The organism is Paenibacillus sp. FSL R5-0475 (genome assembly GCF_038004585.1).
Lineage (GTDB): Bacteria > Bacillota > Bacilli > Paenibacillales > Paenibacillaceae > Paenibacillus_AQ.
In genome coordinates this window covers 2,787,154-2,807,042 of the sequence record NZ_JBBORK010000001.1, presented here as the reverse complement: position 1 = coordinate 2,807,042, position 19,889 = coordinate 2,787,154, and the positions used below count along the sequence as shown (strand labels likewise).

Annotated in this window: 15 protein-coding genes and 1 other annotated feature; of the genes, 7 read left to right on the top strand and 8 right to left on the bottom strand. The window is 41.5% G+C overall.

Annotated elements, in window-relative coordinates:
- Positions 1-59: 59 nt before the first annotated feature.
- Positions 60-524 (bottom strand): DUF4362 domain-containing protein, encoded by a 465-nt coding sequence (locus MKX41_RS12550; protein WP_076279623.1) that lies wholly within the window; start codon positions 522-524, stop codon positions 60-62.
- A gap of 125 nt (positions 525-649) precedes the next feature.
- Positions 650-911 (top strand) — a binding site (T-box leader).
- A 44-nt stretch (positions 912-955) separates the two neighbouring features.
- Between MKX41_RS12550 and metG the strand changes: the two genes are divergently transcribed.
- Positions 956-2,602, top strand: coding sequence for a methionine--tRNA ligase (gene metG, locus MKX41_RS12545; protein WP_340970812.1), 1,647 nt, complete (start codon positions 956-958; stop codon positions 2,600-2,602).
- 250 nt (positions 2,603-2,852) lie between these two features.
- On the opposite strand, the gene MKX41_RS12540 is transcribed toward metG, so the two are convergent.
- The gene (locus MKX41_RS12540) at positions 2,853-5,300 is read right to left on the bottom strand and encodes a glycoside hydrolase family 38 N-terminal domain-containing protein (protein WP_340970809.1); all 2,448 of its coding nucleotides are present in this window, start codon (positions 5,298-5,300) and stop codon (positions 2,853-2,855) included.
- Positions 5,301-5,328: 28 nt separating this feature from the next.
- Complete coding sequence (locus MKX41_RS12535; protein WP_340970806.1) at positions 5,329-7,452, bottom strand: DUF5054 domain-containing protein; 2,124 nt, start codon at positions 7,450-7,452, stop codon at positions 5,329-5,331.
- Positions 7,453-7,607: 155 nt separating this feature from the next.
- Here MKX41_RS12535 and MKX41_RS12530 point away from each other — a divergent pair, with 155 nt between their 5' ends.
- The 6 genes from MKX41_RS12530 (at position 7,608) to MKX41_RS12505 (ending at position 12,939) form a co-directional block, all read left to right on the top strand.
- Positions 7,608-8,492 (top strand): AraC family transcriptional regulator, encoded by an 885-nt coding sequence (locus MKX41_RS12530; RefSeq protein ID WP_076300565.1) that lies wholly within the window; start codon positions 7,608-7,610, stop codon positions 8,490-8,492.
- Between the two features lie 90 nt (positions 8,493-8,582).
- The gene (locus MKX41_RS12525) at positions 8,583-9,257 is read left to right on the top strand and encodes a GntR family transcriptional regulator (RefSeq protein ID WP_076286268.1); all 675 of its coding nucleotides are present in this window, start codon (positions 8,583-8,585) and stop codon (positions 9,255-9,257) included.
- 130 nt (positions 9,258-9,387) lie between these two features.
- On the top strand, positions 9,388-10,464 hold the full coding sequence (locus tag MKX41_RS12520) for a mannonate dehydratase (RefSeq protein ID WP_339796693.1): 1,077 nt from the start codon (positions 9,388-9,390) through the stop codon (positions 10,462-10,464).
- Positions 10,465-10,497: 33 nt separating this feature from the next.
- Entirely contained in the window at positions 10,498-11,154 is a 657-nt protein-coding gene (locus MKX41_RS12515) for an RraA family protein (RefSeq protein ID WP_179086738.1), read from the top strand.
- A 1-nt stretch (position 11,155) separates the two neighbouring features.
- Positions 11,156-12,151 carry a DUF4432 family protein gene (locus MKX41_RS12510; protein ID WP_340970803.1) on the top strand — a complete coding sequence of 332 codons (996 nt, stop codon included), beginning with the start codon at positions 11,156-11,158 and terminating at the stop codon, positions 12,149-12,151.
- 17 nt (positions 12,152-12,168) lie between these two features.
- Positions 12,169-12,939, top strand: a complete 771-nt coding sequence (locus MKX41_RS12505) for a glucose 1-dehydrogenase (RefSeq protein ID WP_076286264.1) — start codon at positions 12,169-12,171, stop codon at positions 12,937-12,939.
- A gap of 322 nt (positions 12,940-13,261) precedes the next feature.
- On the opposite strand, the gene MKX41_RS12500 is transcribed toward MKX41_RS12505, so the two are convergent.
- From MKX41_RS12500 to MKX41_RS12480, 5 genes are all read right to left on the bottom strand, one after another.
- Positions 13,262-14,722 carry an ABC transporter substrate-binding protein gene (locus MKX41_RS12500; RefSeq protein WP_340970801.1) on the bottom strand — a complete coding sequence of 487 codons (1,461 nt, stop codon included), beginning with the start codon at positions 14,720-14,722 and terminating at the stop codon, positions 13,262-13,264.
- Positions 14,723-14,773: 51 nt separating this feature from the next.
- Positions 14,774-15,526, bottom strand: coding sequence for a response regulator transcription factor (locus MKX41_RS12495; protein WP_076286262.1), 753 nt, complete (start codon positions 15,524-15,526; stop codon positions 14,774-14,776).
- The gene (locus MKX41_RS12490) at positions 15,504-17,255 is read right to left on the bottom strand and encodes a sensor histidine kinase (protein ID WP_340970797.1); all 1,752 of its coding nucleotides are present in this window, start codon (positions 17,253-17,255) and stop codon (positions 15,504-15,506) included. The genes MKX41_RS12495 and MKX41_RS12490 overlap by 23 nt, the downstream gene beginning before the upstream one ends.
- A gap of 138 nt (positions 17,256-17,393) precedes the next feature.
- Positions 17,394-18,893 (bottom strand): ABC transporter substrate-binding protein, encoded by a 1,500-nt coding sequence (locus MKX41_RS12485; protein ID WP_340970795.1) that lies wholly within the window; start codon positions 18,891-18,893, stop codon positions 17,394-17,396.
- Between the two features lie 69 nt (positions 18,894-18,962).
- Positions 18,963-19,889, bottom strand: coding sequence for a carbohydrate ABC transporter permease (locus tag MKX41_RS12480; protein ID WP_340970792.1), 927 nt, complete (start codon positions 19,887-19,889; stop codon positions 18,963-18,965).

Below are 19,889 nucleotides of genomic sequence, written 5' to 3'. Positions count from 1 at the left end.
TGAAGTACAGAGACCATCCAATTGTATTATGATTGGGTGGTCTTTTTTATTTCAGTATTTCATTTTGTTGTGCGAAAAAGGTAGTAATCAATTTCAGAGGCATTATTTGTGCAACCGCTGATCGAATAGATAATTTCACCTTGTGTGCTTTTTTTACTCGTCACTTCGGAGCAGGTATCGGTTCTGACTCCTGTGTTGCTTCCACCGAATGCATCATTAGAAGTATCATAGCTGTAATTAATCACGTTACCGTCAAATTTTAAATCCTTAAATATGGGATCGCCTTCATCTGTGTAACTTGTAACGCGTATATTGTCTGCTTTTTTGCTGGAGAGATTAGTTATAAATTTCTCGAATTTATCGAGGTTGTACACTTTTTCAAAAGAAACAATATCCCCTCTACTGATGGCTTCTTTGGAAGTATAGGGTTCACTTTTGGGAACAGAATTAACTTTATTATCGGAACAACCCCATACTCCTGCTAGTAAAAGAACAGAGAGTGTAAGCAAATTTACTTTTTTCACTGAGGGACCTCCTTGTAACGTATTTATATAAAAGACGGAGATTAACTGGAAAAGTTACAGAGAGCTTGATGTTTCACATTGACAATAAACAACAAATTGAGTATTATTTTCTCTAACTTGAATATGTAAAAGCAAAGAAGAGAAAGAGTACCACGGCAATTCTTTCAACAGAGAGCTCCGGTCGCTGAAAAGGAGTAAAGAAAACCCTTGGGAATATGGTCTCAGAGCTGCGCATCGAAACCTTTTGGGTTGTAGGCTGCGCCGGAACCTGCATCCGTTAAAGTGCTAGGGTATAAACGTTTATTAACGTCGTACCTGAAGAGGTAAATGTCATGAGGCATTTATAAAATTAGGTGGTAACACGTGAGTAGAACTCTCGTCCTTTGTGGATGGGAGTTTTTTTGTTGTCTAAAAAAAGGAGGAGAAGGTTAATGAGTAATGTGTTTATTGGTGGTGCTTGGCCGTATGCGAATGGATCTTTACATCTTGGAAGATTATCAAGTGTGTTGCCTGGGGATGTGCTGGCACGCTATTTTCGCAGCAAGGGGGATAACGTTTTATATGTGTCAGGCAGCGATTGTCATGGCACACCTGTAGCGGTTCAGGCTGCTAATGAAGGGATCACACCTGAAGCTTTTGCCAGTCGATACCACGAAGAGTTTCTGCAGTGTTTTGAACAGCTGGGATTTAGTTATGATCTTTATACTCGAACGGATCAACAGCAGCATCATAAGGTTGTGCAAGAGTTGTTTGCGAAGCTACTAGAGAATGGTCATTTATATAGAAAAACCATTGCGCAATCTTACTGTGAGGTGGATCAGCGCTTTTTGCCAGACAGATACGTGGAAGGGACTTGTCCAGTATGTGGCCAGCGGGCGCGTGGAGATCAATGCGATTATTGTTCTACGATTCTAGACCCTGCCGATTTATTGGACAGAGTCTGTAAATTATGTGGGAATACACCGTCAGAACGACCGACAGAACATTTTTATCTTAGCTTATCTAAATTTCAATCTGAATTAACGGAATATGTAGAGGAAGCACAATTTTGGAGAGAAAACGCTATAAAACTGACCAAACGTTATTTAAAAGAAGAACTGCAGGACCGCGCGGTAACAAGAGACTTATCTTGGGGTGTAGATGTTCCTATAGCTGGATTTGAAGACAAGAAGATTTATGTTTGGATTGAGGCGGTAAGTGGTTATTTATCAGCCAGTAAGCAGTGGGCTGCACAGTCTGGGCGGAGCTGGGAGGATTTTTGGTCAGAGGAACAAGAGGACATCACCGCTTATTATGTCCATGGTAAAGATAATATTCCTTTTCACACTCTGATATGGCCAGCCGTCTTATTAGGAGCAAGAGAACTACATTTACCGGATCGGATTATATCCAGCGAATATTTAACCCTTGAAGGGCAGAAGTTCTCCACTAGCCGTAATTGGGCAGTCTGGGTACCTGATATTCTAGAGCGGTATCATCCTGACTCTATTCGTTATTTCTTAATTGCCAACGGGCCTGAGAAGCGGGATACGGATTTTTCCTGGAGAGAGTTTATTTATAGTCATAATGGTGAGCTGCTTGGAGCATTTGGTAACTTTGTGAATCGCTCATTGGCTTTTGTAGAGAAGTTTTATGAAGGGATCGTGCCAAGTGGAAAGTTAGATAAGGGCTGGAGCGACAACATTGACCTCTTGTATCTGGAGTCAGGACGCCTAATTGAAGCGGGAGATTTGAAGGATGCGCTCGAGTATATTTTCTTTTATGTACGTAAGGCAAATCAGTATTTTGATCGGCAAAAACCTTGGATTCAGGTAAAAGAAGATCAGGAGTCCTGTGGTTCTACAATATATACATGCGTGCAGATTATAGCTAATTTGGCGAATTTGCTGCATCCGTTTCTACCGTTTTCTTGTGAGAAGATCAGGGGATTCCTATCGCTTGAACTACCGAATTGGAAGCCCCGCTCGGTTCCCCCTTATCAACAGGTAACTGATTTGCAATTGTTGTTTGAACGAATTGATATAAGTCAAATTAAAGAAGAAGAGCAAAGATTAGAACAACAAAAAGTCAATAAATAGGAATGGTTAAGACAAGCTCCGGGCAGGATCCTTAACCCTTTAAAAACATCCCTGCTGATTAACCAATAAATTAAATCACAGCATAGCAAAAAGGACGCCTTTTTTTGTGGAATCATTTGTACCATCAAATGACTCTGTAACAGAAAGAGGCGACCTCATGTGAAAGTTTAAAATGCTTCCAAATCTTATTCAATCCGTACTTCTCGAGGAAGACTTTGTGATTCGTCTAACTGATAATATGATTATTCTCTTACTTACTTGTTCTCCATGCAAGGATACCCGCGTTCATACTCTTACAAGCCTCTAATGCTACTTCTGACGTATTAAGCTCATCCCCCCAAGCGATGTAGTAACGGAATTCATAGAATCCACCTAGTGTCGCCTTAAAGTTCGTTTCCCAATAATTATTCATGGGCCATGAATAGAGATGGGCTGGATCATGCGCGAGTCCAGGGTGTCCGCTCAATAGTCGATCCTCATAGTCTAAGGAGCCGAGTTGGATGAGAGGTGTATCTGGCATCGCAATGGCAACACCATGTGTGTCACGGACAAAAGCTACACCTTCATCGACACAATAGAAATCTGCTAAGGATCCAGGCAATTGATCAATTCGTGGACGTAAGGCTGCGCCTGTCTTTTCTATCCACAGCGCATCTTGCCCAGCAGCGGGAGCACTCCCAAACGGAAGTGAAATGTACACATTTTCTGGATCCCATACACTTTCCTTATGCATGCGTACAGCTACATCAGCACGTGCGCGATCACCGTATACGGTGACGAGTAAGGAATAGTGACTGCAACCATTCACGCGATAGGTCAATTGAACTTTTCCATAAAGGGCACCCTTTTCAATGATATTGACATAAACTAATGCTCCGACAGAGGTTATCGCATCAGCGCCTCTACGATTTCGTCCCATCTTACGACGTACATCATACATGCCAAATTCATTAGGTGCTTGTGTTACGTTGTAGACAGGGGAGAATGCATTGTGTTTCCGATCAGACCGTAGTAAATCTTGTTGACTGCTTTTGTCGAACCACTTCGTAATCCCTGCCCCAAGTTCCCATTCGATCCGAACGAAAGGTGACTCGATAAATTTAGGCGTCACATGTAGCTTCGGTGGAACCGGAGGAATAATATCCAGCATGCGATCGGATCCAACATAATCGGTTCGATATGCTGTTACGGGCGGATGCTCTTCGATTGCCTTAATCGTCAATTGTACCTTTTGATTAGGCTGCAAAGTTACTGGAATTGTAATGATGACCCCGCGGTGTCCCGTCACCATTTGAGCTTCGTAGACGGTTCCAGTCACTTCATCGATCACTTCAAAGCCATTTTTCAGCTCTGTAATGTACCAGCCCTCCATAATTAACTGGGCATAATCGGTTTGTATAAATTCACTTGGGTTATGCAATTCAAATTTCATAGGACGATCTGGTCCTAATAGTGCATCTCCTTGTGCCTCAAGGATATCGTATAATGCGGTATGGGCAAGTGAACTCGCATTTGCGGCATAAGCTTCTTTTCGACAGCCAAGCTCTTGTACGAACGGGTTCCAAGGTTCTGTCACAGAGGAATGGTATCCCCATGTATGTTCGGCGAATAAAGCCAACTCATATTCAATCGCTTCGAGCCGCTCTTGGTCAACAATCTCACGGGTAGGATCTAATTGCTTCACTTTCGTGTACACGCGTTGCGCCTCTCGGAAGATCTGAACATGCATCGGAGTAGTAGCTGAGCCATCTGTCCACCAATCCGGCCAATCTCCTCGAAAGGTCTCGATCTCATCCGGATGCTCGTTCGCATATGCTCTTAAATCTGTAAAGAAATCATCCAGTATCGCTGGTTGAATCAAGATCCGATCACCATGCAACGCATTCCAATGGTTTACAAAATCCATTAATGCGGCATTCGGTGAGCCATTATCTGTAGGGAGCCCAGATACCATGACAGGTACTAACGGGAAGGTATAGCCATCTTCAACTAATTGCTCTAAATATCGATCAAACCGCGCTTCAGCGACTTCCAAGGACACGCCTTTTCGCACGTCATGCTCATCACGAATCGTATAGGAACCTCCTATACCAGGAATCAAGCCGAGGTCATTTCCGAACATATAATGCTCGCCACTCCACGTTAGAATTCGATCACCTTTTGGTGTTTCCCACCAGAATGGAATTTGTTTCTTCCATAATGGAAACATAGAGTGATGTGTATGAATACAGGTTATTAAATTCTCGATACCAGCATCGGCCAAGACTTGACTATATCCCCAACCAAAGCCAGTGATGTCTGCAGTCATAGCAGAACGTACCGGGAATTGAATCGATTGACCATAGTCAGTAATCCGTTGAATCATGACGGAGAGCATCTCTTGATTTAATTGCTCGCCGAAATTGAGATAGGTTCCAGATAGACCGATATAGCCTTTTTGTACCGCTTGCGCGAATTCTTCTTTTTCTGTTGGTGTCGCTTTTAAGAGGAAGGATTCAACAGGCCAGAACGTTTCGCATACCCATTTGTAGCCCTTCCAATCCAGGCGAGCACCGCTTTCGATGTCACGTACAATTTGTAACGCTTGCCGAATGTAATTGACATGATACTGCCGGATTTTCTCTTGACGTTCTGTATAGCCAACATCCGTATGGGAATGTTGAATGACGTAAATTTTCCATGGTTTGTGGGTGTTCATTGTAAAGCTCCTCTTAGGTATTTTATGATTAAAGATGAGATTGGAATTTCAGCTTGAAGCGGAATAACGCATCTTCTTCGTACCAAGCCTGGAAATTTGTACCCCAGACATTGTTGTGTAAATTGACATGCATTCCTCCAGTAAGTGAAGCGAATGTATGATCAAATTGCACAAGCCGTGGTTCTCCAGGAGATACGAGCGCGGCATCTAATGTCGTGATATCCACTTGACCGTCCGCTGCCGCATAATACATGCCCTGATCTACCGCATGCAGATTGCGATTTCCCCCTTTAACAACGTCTAGTGGGGAAGTGAGTTGTCCGATTTTATCAAGCTTCCATTGATTTGGATTATTGACGATCGGATTGAAGCTCATCCATGCTGCTTCTGGGAGGCGATATGCATCCTTATGGAACCATTGAAGCTTACATTCTACGGTAGCAGTGTGCTTCTTAAATATATATTCGATGGTCAACTCTCGTGGAGCACCCATTCCTTCACTAGCTGCTCTAGGCATCTTTAACGTAGCAAGGACAACATCCTGTTCTTCTCCACATAATGCTTGCAAGGATAATAGTTTGGGTTTCGTCACGGTATGCATTATCCATTCTTTCGTCAGATCCATACCTGGTTTCCCGAAATCTCCGGTTGCCCATACATGCGTATTTTTCCATCGCACGTGATATTCACGGTACCAACGATCATAATCCGCTTGGGAGAAAGTCTCATATGAGAATAATCCGATCGGGTTGTTCGGCCCAGCCCACTCTCGATTACGTTGGTCTAGCAAACTGATAATAGAACCGTTATCCTCAAACACGACCTCAAAGTCTCCTAAAGTATAGGATTGATCCGTGTACAGGATTGTCGCATCCGCATTAGTAATCTGTGGACGAACCGGTCGTAATGCGGCTAGAGCAGCTCGTGCTTCGATCTGACGTTTTACGCCCAGAGTAGATACGGCATTTTCTAAATATTCCCGTTGCTCTTGCCAAGACTGCTCCATGAGACTATATGAGCGGGCACTAAGCTTCTCCACGGCTTCCACGCCGAACATCTCGATCATTTCAGCGCGTGAATTTTTTTCGTAAAAACGATATTCAAGTGGGTTTAAGTTCACATCAACCTTGTCTCGAGCTCGTGCTTGCTGAAAATCTTCCTTATCATAATGAATGTAATCTGCCAGATAACGCTTAATATCTACACCCCACGTATGCTCAGGAATCATAATTAATTCATCGCAGAAGTTGTGATATTCCTCGTCGGCTGCAGCAAGAGATCCTTCTAGTAGCCATTTACTCTTTAAGCGAAGTAGTTCACGATAACAAGCTAATTTGTAGGGATCAGTCGAAGATCCATGGATCCAGCTATCCCCAATCTCTTCTTCGACGATCGGTAACGTATCACGAATGGCCCATACCTTCTCCGCATATTGATCCAACGTGGATGCTCTGATATCCGCATGTGGATAGGCCTCACGAAGTTGAGTGAATTCCGCTTTAATTTGTTCAACGGTGGAAGGACCATGATTATCATGCGTATGAGCAAAGTATAAAACATCATTCAAGCCTTCTGTTTCGAAGGTTGTTCCATAATCTTTACTATATTGAACGACGATTTCAGAACCATCTGGATTTCTCCACAAAAACATCTCAGGAACATGAGGAACATGGCTTGATGGGTTTACACCTAAATGAAGATACTTCATACCCGCCTTGGCCATATGTGTAATCAGCGCACGTGTATGACCAGGGACATCCGTCATTTTGGCTGCAATGGTGTGGATACCAAAGCGTTGGTCAAGACGTGTGGCCATTTGAATACCGTAATCTAGAAGCTCGGCATCGTATAATTCGGTATAGGTCGTGAAAGGGAGGCCATGCCATCTTAAATAGCCTTTTGCAATAGCTTCCTCTACTTGCTGTTTCTCCTCGGTTGTTCCATGTTTGAGTAAGTGATGAATTAACCAAGAACCCGTTGTCCAAATAAAAGAACCTTGATCAGGATGTTCATCAAAGTACTGTGCTGTTGTGATTGCACTTGGGAAAAATAGTTTCATATAACGATCAGTAACATGTTTAGCGAGATCGGTATATCCGATATCTAAATGTGTCTTGAATACAACATGGATCTGTGGTGTGCTGTGTGGCACGTTTATCACTCCTTATTCGTGTTTACGCTTTCAGTTTAAAACAATTTATATCATTTGACTTTTCAATTTGTATCTAATAGGATCAGAAACATAAATGAGCAAATATACGATTCGGAGTAAGCTAATGTGATCAGAAGAGAGGCAGCGTGAATACGATGACAGACGCTATAAAGAGTGAACGCTGGGTATATTTAATCGATTGGGAAGAGGGTCCTGCAGCCCATGTTAAAGATCTGATCCTTCTGGGATACGACCATTTCAGTAGAGCCATGCCTTTGACAAATCACGTGCACGAAGATGCTTATGAGTTTGTATATATGGAGCAAGGAACCGCAGTGTGGGAAGTTAATGGTCAATTTCACCCAACGAGCGCACAGCATATCATTTATACACGACCTGGTGAACGTCACCGTGCTAGTTTTGATTATATTGGGCCATGTAGGATCTGGTGGATCATCGTTCGTGATCCGCTGCAGCATGGTCATTGGTTCGGACTGGATGATGCTGAACGCCAAGTATTTGCACAATGGATACATCGCTGTCCTCGTATTCAGTTGGTTAGCAAGGAAATCGTAGATTATTTCAAAAGGGTCCAACAGTTAATTAACCAGCAGGATACAGAGCTTGTGGAATTTCAGATTCGTCATGGAGTTCTGGAAATTCTACAACGCATTTTGCATAACACTCCACTCAAAGCGCAGTCGCATGATATGCACGCGTATACGCTGGAGCTTAAGACAAGACTGGAACAGAATCCATCTGAACGCTATACGATAGGACAGCTTGCGTCGGAGATTGGTTTAAGTGAGTCGCACTTTTACCGTATATTTCGTGAAATGAACGGACAATCACCAACAGCGTTTATGGATCGGATTCGAATGGACTGTGCTTGTCGTATGTTAGAGGAATCGAAGGTGAGCATAACGGATGTTGCTATGGAGCTTGGGTTTAAGACGAGCCAACATTTCGCGACGGTCTTCAAGAAATTAATTGGTGTAACGCCGAAGGCATGGCGCACACATTCGAAAGTCTGCAATTAAGTATTGAATTTTTGTAAGATGCATCTTATAATGAACTTAAATCTGATATCTGATATTTCAGTTTGAACTTGAATCTATTGGAGTTGTCCTATGAATGTAAAAATTGAACGACTAGATTTAAATGAGCAAGTGTACCAAATTTTGAAGAATCAAATCCTTACGCGGGAATATAAAGGTGGAGCACGACTGGATCTCAATGATTTAAGTGAGAAGATGGGGGTTAGTAAAACTCCTGTGAAGCTTGCGATCCATCGATTGGCGAATGATGGACTTATTGAAGTCGTATCACGGTCAGGTACCTATGTGAGTCAATTAACGAGTGGTCGAATCGCTGAAGTGATGGATGCTCGCATCATGATTGAGAAATGGTGCATAGAACACTTATCGCAGGAAGATCGTGAGCATCTTGTTACGAAATTAACAGAGTTTGTGGAGCGTGCAAGTACCCATCTGAATAGTCCCCAATTTTTGTATGAACAATTTCTAGAAGCAGATGTTCTGTTTCATAAAGCTATTGTGACGATGAGCCATAACCAGTTAATTCTAAATCAATATGAGCTTTTAAATAGCTTTCTGTATATTTCACGTATATTTCATTTCCAGAACTTCGATCGATCTAATGAAGGTTTGCTAGAGCACGAGCAGATTATTGAGGAAATAAAGCAAGATCGCCTGGAACAAGCGACTCATTTACTCGTGTCGCACTTGGAGAAGAGTAAGAAACACATGATGTTTCTAATAGAAGAGAATGGTGGGGCAATCTAAACTGACTGGTCTTTCCTGCACAAACGCTATTCGCTCTTAAAAGGACGACGTAGTCGTTTATGCTTGTTTAAACTGATATTTCAGATTTTAGATTGGGTGATCTAATCAAGCATGTAAAGGAGCAAAAGAAATGCGATTAGGTATTGGTTTATATCGTCATATGTTACATACAGATTATTATCGATTTGCGAAACAGGCAGGCTGTGAGGCGGTTGTTGTCCATCTCGTAAATTATTATGGAGATATTGATGATGAGGGACTTCCTTCAACAGATGGGCAACGAAATTATGGTGTAGCACGCTTAAATGACCCAATCTGGGAATATGAGAATCTTGTGAAATTAAAAGAAGAGCTCAATCAAGAAGGGCTTGAATTCGCAGCGATTGAAAATTTTAATCCATCGGATTGGTATGATGTGTTACTTGCTGGCCCAAAACGAGACGAACAAATTGAACAGATTAAGCAGATCATCCGGAATGTAGGTCGAGCAGGGATTCCTGTAATTGGATATAACTTCAGTATTGCTGGTGTGTGGGGACATATTCAAAAGCCATCTGCACGAGGAGGAGCGCTAACATCGACATTTCATCCTGACAGCAATGAGTTAAATCATCCAATCCCACTGGGTCAGGTATGGAATATGACGTATGACGCGAGTTTGTTAGATAAGGGATATCTCCCACCAACCTCGGAGCAAGAAATATGGGATCGTTTGGCCTATTTTCTAGAACGTGTTCTACCTGTTGCGGAAGAAGCTGGGGTTAAATTAGCATTACATCCAGATGATCCGCCGATGCCGCAAATCCGTCAGCATGCTCGATTAGTGAATGAGCCTGATAAATATCAGAAAATGATAGACCTTGTTCCTAGCCAAAGTAATTCGATTGAGTTCTGTATGGGCTCTATTCAAGAAATGGTGAGTGGAGATGTGTATGAAGCGATTGATCAATATGCTTCACAGGATAAAATTTCATATGTTCATTTTCGTAATGTTAAAGGGAAGGTGCCTCATTACACAGAGGTTTTTATCGATGAAGGTGATATTGATATGTTGAAAGCATTACGTGTATTGAAGAAGCATCAGTTTACAGGTGTACTTATACCCGACCATACGCCACTAATGACTTGTGATGCGCCTTGGCATGCGGGGATGGCGTATGCGTTAGGTTATATGCGTGCCATTATGCGTCAAGTTGAACAAGAATAAGAGCATAAATATTATAGTAAAGGGATGAATCTTATGAAAAATCAAGCCTATTTAGATCAATTGCAAGAAAAACTATATTCTGCCGTCATATCTGATATTTTGGATAGTCTAGAGCTACGTAATCAGGCATTACCACAGCATATTCGTCCCCTAGACCCGGATATGGTCGTATGCGGTTACGCCAAAACAGTCCAAGTAGCAGACGTCTATCGAAAACCGGCTCAAGCCTATAAAAAGCAAATTGAAGTGCTAGATGGTATGCAGCCTGGTGAAGTTTTTGTTGGTGATGTCGGGGGTTCCGAGCGCTCTGCCTTCTTCGGTGAGTTAATGTCCGCAGCTACGAAGGTGGCTGGAGGTAGAGGTGCTGTTATTGATGGCCTGTGCCGTGATGTAAAGAAAATCAAACAACTAGGCTTCCCTGTGTTTGTAAAAGGGACGCGTCCAACCGATTCTTATGCCCGCAATGAGGTGATTGATTTTGATGTACCGATCAAAATTGGTGACGTACAGATACAGCCAGGTGATCTTATTTTCGGAGATATAGATGGTATTGTTGTCGTTCCGAAGGATGTCGAGGATGAAGTCATTGCAAAAGCATTCGAGAAGGTGAACGGAGAGAATATGGTTCGTGAGCATATTTTGAAGGGGATGAAAGTATCCGAGGTATTTGAGAAGTTCGGGATCCTGTAATATGGACATTCGAACCATTTCAAACCCTGGTCACATGGACGTGTTACAGGTCGTGGGAGACGGATTAATCGTAGAGTTTCTGCCAGAGAAAGGTGGAGATATCTATAAAATTTGTATTGATCGTACGAATATATTATGGGAAAGCCCTTGGGGAATCTCCAAGCTAGGGAATCGCATCGATTTCTGTCATACGTCCAAGGAGCGCTGGTTACAAAGCTACCCGGGGGGCTGGCAAATTTTATTCCCCAATGCAGGGGATGATAGCTATAACTATGGAGTTATGCATAATTTTCACGGCGAGGCTTGTCAGGTACCCTGGACATATAAGCTCGGAGAAGTAACGGATACAAAGGTTCAGATTATATTCTCCACACTACTATATAAATCACCTTTTGCGATGGAGCGAATTGTAACGATAGACGAAGTAGAGCAGTGCATTGAGTTGAAGGAATCCGTTACGAATCAGGGGCAGCAAGCTTTGTATGCCGAATGGGGACAGCATATCGCGTTCGGTGCGCCATTCATTGGACCTGGAACACGGCTTGAAGCACCTGCGAGATCGGTCGAATCGTATGAGCGGGATTCGGAATTATCTCGTTTGAAAAAAGGTGTATTTTCATGGCCGATCGAAGATATGGGTTGTGATCTAGGACATGTCCCTTCAGGAAAGGCTACAGATTTTGCGATTCTAAAAGAACTGACGATGGGATGCTATACGATTATAAATGATAAAATGGATTTACGTGTTCGTGTAGAATGGGATGTAGACACGATGCCAAACCTGTGGTTGTGGCAAGAATTTAATGGTCTTCAAGACTATCCATTCTACGGGGCCTGTTATGTCATGGGTGTAGAACCAAATTCGGCTTCACATGAAGCGGGTTTACAGGAATCGATCCAACGTGGTGAAGCCATTGTGATCAAGGCGCAGCAGACAAAGTCATTTGCATTGAAATTATCATGGAGTAGCTCGATGAATGGAAGTCATACGACGTAGTGTAAGGAGATGTTCCTATGTTTGACGATTTACAGGGAAAGGTATTTATTGTCACAGGTGCAGCGCAAGGCATTGGTAGAGGGATCGCGCTTCGCTTGGGCAAAGAAAAATGTAAAGTCGTTATCAATTTTACGAGTGATCAAAGTAAAGCTTTAGCCGAGGAAGCGATTGCGCTCATTGAAGCCTCAGGCGGGCAAGCTGTTGCGTGCCAAGGTGATGTAGGACAAGTGGATACCGCCAATAAATTAGTTGATGTGGCGGTAGGTCATTTCGGAACATTACATGGAATTGTTAATAATGCAGGGGTACAGTCTCAATATCCATCGGAGCAATTACCTATAGATGAGTGGAATCGGATCATGGATGTGAATCTGCGCGGAACATTCCTAGGGTGCCAAGAAACGATTAAATATCTCCTGAAGAAAGATATGCAGGGAAGTATTGTGAATGTATCGAGCGTGCATCAACAGATTCCTAAGCCTCAATATGTACATTATGCTTCGTCCAAAGGTGGGTTAAAGCTACTAACGGAATCATTAGCACGTGAATATGCCGATCGAGGAATTCGGATTAATGCCGTTGCTCCTGGAGCGATTGATACGCCTATGAACGGTAAATTACTCAGTGATCCGCAGATTACTGAACAAATATTGAACAAAATTCCTTCACGTCAAATTGGAACACCGGAACAAATTGCTGCACCTGTAGCTTGGTTACTGTCTCAAGAAGCAAGCTATGTGACGGGAGTTACGATATTTGCTGATGGTGGAATGGTCCTGTATCCGTAGAATATTTGATGAATATGGATGTGAAAAAGAGGCTGTCCCAAAAGCCATAGAAATGGCTACTTGGGACAGCTTTGATTTTATCTAGGATTAACGTCATTTTTCAAAGGAGTAATTTTTATTTAATTTAATCCTCCAACCTTTTCTTTAACATCTGTTCATCGTCTTTAACATAATTGCACTGTTCACACTTTTTAATCGCAGCGTTATTCCTTCTACCAGTCAGAACCTTCATACTATTGATTTTTCCACTTATCTCTGCTACGGCAACCAATTCGTTAGTCTAGAAAGTTCTTCAGCATCGTTTAAAGATGCTAACCTCACCTTACTTGGAATGATGCTTCTGCCAAGTATTTAACTGCGCTTGAATGGCTTTGCGTACGTCGTCGATACCTGCTTCGTGCAACTCTTGATTGAATTTGGGCAGAAAGGTATCTACATCGACGCTGCCGGTCATGAGAATCGGATAATATTTATTCCAGACGATTTCGATCTCATCGACTTGCTCAGATAGCGAGGAAAGGTCTGGATTAAAGCCGAGTACTTTAGATTCCACCACTTTAGCATTGTACGCTCTGTATTGTTCCCATTTATCTAGCGGATCAGGATATTTTCCACCAAGTGTTTTTAAGATAAACCAATTGCCTTGTGTATACTGTATCCCAGTATAATTTGGTGAAACGAGGACAACCTGGCCCACTTTGTTTAAATTGTAATGGACTCCTTCGATCCCATAGTTGAATAAATTACGTAATTCGGGATCGGTATTTAATAAATTTAGAAATTTAATACTTTCCTCCGGATGCTTCGTATTTGCATTTACAGTCATCATGCCACCAAGAACGGATTCTGTCGTTGCCACTTCTTGTGTTACCGGATGAGCGACCACTTGATAGCCCAGATCCTTACTCCAAACACTCTCGGATAGCGGGCCTCCGCTTGCGGATTTCCAGAAAACTTTCAACCCGCGTTGAAGTGAACTTGGTTCACGCAGCGCAGCATCTTTATTAATGAAACCAAGTTGATAGTATCGTCGAACGGTCTTTAAAATTTGTTTGGCTTCATCCGTTTCGAAAATATTGACGATCGAAGCATTTGATTGTGTCGATTGAATCATTAATGGAATTTTATAGTTCGTTATATATTCATATCCATACATCTTAAAAAAATTATGAGCATCCCGGTTAAATTCCATGGGTAAGTAATCGGGCTCATTTATTTGAATCATACGTAACAGTGGCTCTAGCGATTCTAGCGTGTTGTATTTCGTAATATCAATGTGATATTTCTTTACAAGATCAGCGGGATACATCCAATGCTCAACTACGGCTAATTCTTTATTCGTCGGTATGCCGTAAATGCTGCCATCAGGTAAACGGACACCTTTCCAGAAGATTGGATCAATTGCATTATACATGTCCTTGCCTTGGTTCATTAAATAGTCATTCAGCTTCAACCACTTTCCCTGTTTTGCATACGTAGAGTAATCCGGCGCAAAGGCAATATCAAAGGGGGTATCAGATGAAATAATTGTATTTAATCGGCTATCGTATTCTTGCCAGCCAATTTTGTTATAGGTGATCGTAATGCCGATTTTACGCAAAAGGACTTCATTTATTTTGTCATTCACCTTACGTAGATCATTGTCCGGCTCGCCGATCGTATAATAAATAAGGTTAACGGGCGTTTCATTATTAGATATTGGAGCCTCTGTATGTTTGGTGCAACCGATTAATTGAATGATTAGTAATAGAAAAAGGCCAAAGATAAACCAACGTTTATACATGACATGCATCTCCTTGACTCGTTCTTGGTAGCAAATCGTTGTCTAACTTTTTTAGCGCAGATCGGAAGGAGATTTTCCGTAATAGCTATGGAAATGTGTGTAGAAATAATTCATATTATTATATCCGACTGAACATGCGATCCAATGGATTTTCTCATTCGTGGTCTGGATAAGCTCTTTAGCACGTTGCATGCGATACAGCATTAAATATTCGGAAAGCTTCATATTCGTTTCTTTAATGAACAATTGCCCGAGATAGGTGCTATTCATTTGAAAACGATCGGCGACAGATTTTAAGGTAATATTCTGATTGAAATCTTCTCTGACCATGAGCAAAATACGATTTACTAGCTTCGATAACGAATCGTAAGGAACACCCATGACTGGATCCAAGTGGGCAGTGCTCGTCTGTGGATCCCCAATGCTACCATGAAGATCGTCAACAATTATTTTCTCGATAACTTGCTGGAGCTTTTCTTTCTCTAATGGCTTTAATAAATAATCTTTGACCCCACATCGGATAGCCTGTTGAGCGTAGCTAAAATCACTATACCCGCTCATAATTATATATTTCGTAGGAAGTTGAACTTCATTGAGTTGTCGAATGGCATCATAACCAAGATTTTTACCAATACATACATCAAAAATAGCGATATCAGGAATTAATTGTACGGCTCTGGATACAGCAGCATCCGTCGAAACACAGGTTTCGACATAATCAAATCCATAGTGCTTCCAATCTAGAATTCGTTTCATGCCTTCTAAAATTTGTGGCTCGTCATCAACGATTAAAAGTTTGTACATCTCTAGTCACCTCTTTAGAAATCTGTACAGAAATCCTTACGCCTGCTTCATCATTGTTCTCAATGTGCATTGAAAAACCTTCATCATAGTAAAAGTTCAATCTTGCATAAACATTATATAAACCAATACTTTTGGTCGATATTTCATGTTTACTAGACAGTATTCGTCGTATATCGGCTAAGCGTTCTTCCTCAATCCACACCCCGTTATCAATAAATTCCAATCTGTAGTAATGCTCATCTTCGCTACCCTTGACGACAAATAAATTAAATTCTTTCTCTTTGTCAAAGCCATGAATGAAAAAGTTCTCCGCCAAAGGCTGCATCCAAAATTTAATGGTGGGTACATCGAGTAACGAATCTTCCATATCAATTTGGTAATAAAAGTGGTCAGGATACTTGAATTCCATAATTTTTAAATATTTTTGCAGTAGCTCTAGTTCGCTTCCAATCGAGATAATGTTCTCTTTTTTTACCATTTCACGATAAAGGGCACCTAAGGTAGCAATCGCGTCGGCTGTATGGGCATCATGATTGACTAATGCGGTAGAGCGAATGACCTCCAAGGTGTTATATAGAAAATGAGGATTAATTTGATGCTGTAGCGCTTTCATTTCAGCTTCCTGCTGTTTCAATTTCAGTAAATATTCATTGCGAATATGTTTATCTAACTGGTGAATCATGTCATCCACTTCACGTGCAATCATACCATATTCATTTCGACGATAGCGTGCAGGTTTATTTGGAGTAAAGTTCGCTGTCTTAACGCGTTTTATAGACTGAATAATACGGTGCAGGAATCGTGCATCATCTCGAAGGTTATAGACAACAAGTAATAGAACACAAATCATGGCCGTTAGAATAACTAGAAATAATAAAATGAGCGTAGACGCATGCTGCTGTACCAATACCCTTAATTCGATGGTGCTAACAAACTTATAATTAAATTTGGTGGATGGAAAAGTGACATAGAAAATGGGAGACATCCAGTTTTTTAGTATTACACCATGCGTATTTTTATTGGCAATGGCCTGCTGAATGATCTGCTCAGACATTGTATTGTCGTTGCCAATCAGATACACTTCTCCTGAATCATTAATAGCTGCTGCATGACCAAGTTGATAATTATTAACGATGCTGAAAATTTGTTCGCTGCTTATTTGAAAGCGAATTTCGGCGGAACCCTCCGCAAGCTGAAGCAATTTTTTGCGATATACAAATCCCCGTTGAATGTTCTCTGCAAACATAAGATCATCATTGGATAGACCAAACTGGAAGCGGGGAATGCCATTACTATTAAAGTCTATAACATTGCCTTGCTTCACTGTATGAACACTAATTTGTGTAATATCTCCTTGCGCCCAATTGTACAGATAAGTTTTCACATCTTCAGGAAAAGAGATAAGCGGTCGTAGATTGAATGTACTGTTCTTTAATCGTTTAGTAAGATAATCATCAATGGTTGGACTTAGAAAATAACTAGCATCGTTCATCAAGTCTTGATTTGAATAAATACGCTGCATATAAGCTTCAATACGATCTGCGTCATTCTGTAAGTTGTTCTCTGTCCGAGAAAAGGCATTTGCCGCCTCGATGCGAGCATTACCAACGGATTGATTGATGACGATGGCACTGGTCAGTGCCCCTAACGTTAGTCCGATTAACAAAATGAATATCACATAGGACCAAAATTTACTACGATAAATTTTAATGCGTAGAAACGTATTCATGTGGCACCTCAATACATGTAGGTTGTAATTGAATATAGTACAAAAGGACCTATATAATCAAATACAAATTGCTTATTCTACAACAAAAGCACATGGTATAGTTGTCAAACTATACCATGTGTCGTATTAGTGTATGGTTTATTTGAAATAATTATCGATTTCTTCCTGTGCTTTTTGAATAATTTTATCCATTCCCGCTTTTTTCAATTCGGCTAACATTTTTGGTACAATCTTCTCTGGGTCAGAAGCACCTGTTAGCAATTCGTATTTATATTTATCAAATGTAGACTGTGCGTTCGCAACTTCTGTCTGAATTTCGCTGATATCGAGTGCGAAGCCTAGAACAGTGGATGCTACAGCTTGTTCGTTTAATTTCTTCACTTGGTCCCATTGATCTTCAGGTGCGCCTTTGGTTATAGCCATATTGAAGAAGGTACCTTGTGAGTAAGCAGCGAGTGGCCATGTATCCGATGTGCGCTCGATAACGTTATCTTTACCATCTACATACTTGAAATCAACGTCTTCTTCACCAAATGCTAGCATATTACGGAGCTTTGAATCTGTGTTTACTAATTGCAGATATTTCAAAGCTTCTTTTTTGTACTTGGAATTCGCAGAGATTGCGTTTAAGGAGCCTTGAATTGTACTTGTCGTATAAAGCGGACCAAATGTTTTGTTCATAACAAATTTTTCTACGCCCGCATTGATTTGCATCGCGATCTCTGCTCCTGGGAAGGCTTGTTGCGTACCAAATGGGTTATATTTTTCTTTTTCTGTTTTGGTTGGAGCATCTGGATTGATAATTCCATCTTGATACCATTTATGAAGCAATTTCAAATTTGCCATGACATCAGGCTGTTCGAAAACGGAGATCACCTTGCGAGAAGGATCATCTACTTTTACACCTACAGGGAAGAATCCTAACGTTAAATCATCATAGTTATTGAACATACCCGAGAAGGCTTCACTTTGAATAAGTCGAAGTGGGTAGAAGCTCTTGCCTTCACCAGCTTTTATATCATGAAGTGGCTTGTCTAAATCTTGCATAGATGTAATGTTCTGGTAATCGATATTGTATTTCTGTACGAGCTTGTCATCATAGCTCCAATATTGAGAAACAGAAGAATCTTTATAAGTTGGAACTGCATAGTATTTCCCGCCAATTTTTGTGCCATCCCATACTTCGGACGGAATTAATTTGTACAGGTCTGGGGCTTCGCTTTGGACTAAATCCGTGATGTCCGTAAGAGCTCCCATCGAGACTTGTTTACTGTACTTCGTGTTATTCGTGAACATCATGTCGAACGGCTCACCTGTGTTCACAATGGTGTTCATCTTCGTATCCCATTCGCCCCAGCTGGCCACACGAAGATCGACTTTTACCCCGATTTTCTCCGCAGTATATTCATTCATCTTGTCAATTGCTTTACTAAAGTTCGCAGGAAGTGGCGTATTACCGATCTGCCACCATACCAGGGTCGGAATATCCTTTTTACCTGCTGTTTCTGTTGATGTAGAGTTGTTTGATGGTTCATTCGTCGATGAAGCCGAGTTGTTGGAACTACCGCATGCTGCTAAGGCGGATCCCATTAATGTCAGAATACAGAGTGTTGAGGCAATCTTGAAGATTTTCTTCACTTTAACTCCCCCTATGGATTGGTTGTTTGCTATATCATAAACCAGTATAAATTTGGCTTACTTCGTAATTTAGCCTTTGACTGCGCCGACTGTCAGACCAGAAATGAAATATCTCTGGAAGAATGGATATGCACAAGCAACAGGCAAGATGATGAGGATGGCGACCGCCATACGCGCGGACTCTTTAGGCATTTTCGCGATGAGCTCTGCAGAACTAACGCCCATACTTGAAGCATTTCTGGCAAGTGCATCGGCATTGGTCATTAGATTGTTAAGCAACGCCTGTAACGAGTAGAGATTCGGGTTATCAATATACAACATGGATTGGAACCAGTCGTTCCAATAGTTGAAGCATAGGAACAATCCTATCGTTGCGAGAACAGGTAGCGATATAGGCAATATGATCGAGAAGAAGATCCTAATTTGATTAGCACCATCAATTTCTGCCGATTCAATTACACCATCTGGAATCGTGCTTGTGAAAAAGGTTTTACAAATAATGACGTTAAAGGATGAGACTGCAAGCGGTAAGATCAGAGCCCAGAAACTATCCTTCAGCCCTAGTAAGTTTGCATTGATGAAATAACTGGATACGAGACCACCATTGAAAACCATCGGAATGAATACGATCCAAGTCAGAAAGCTTTTTAACTTGTATGACGGGCGTGAAATAACATAACCCATCGATGTTGTAAGAAGGACGCCAAGTACAGTACCTACTACAGTGACAAGGGTCGAGGTGCCTAGAGCACGTAGAATCATCGTTCCTTGCTTAGCAATAAAACTGTAAGCTTCAAAAGAAAAATCGGCTGGAAAGATACTGTAGCCAACGTCTCGGATATAAGATTCATTGGTTAATGAAATCGATAATACGACGATAACGGGCACAACACAGGCAAGTGCGATGACCAGAAAAATGGAGTTAAATAGGATGTTAATTCCTTTACTTGTTCGATTAAACTTATCAAGCCCGGATTCATAGGTTTTTGTTGCCAT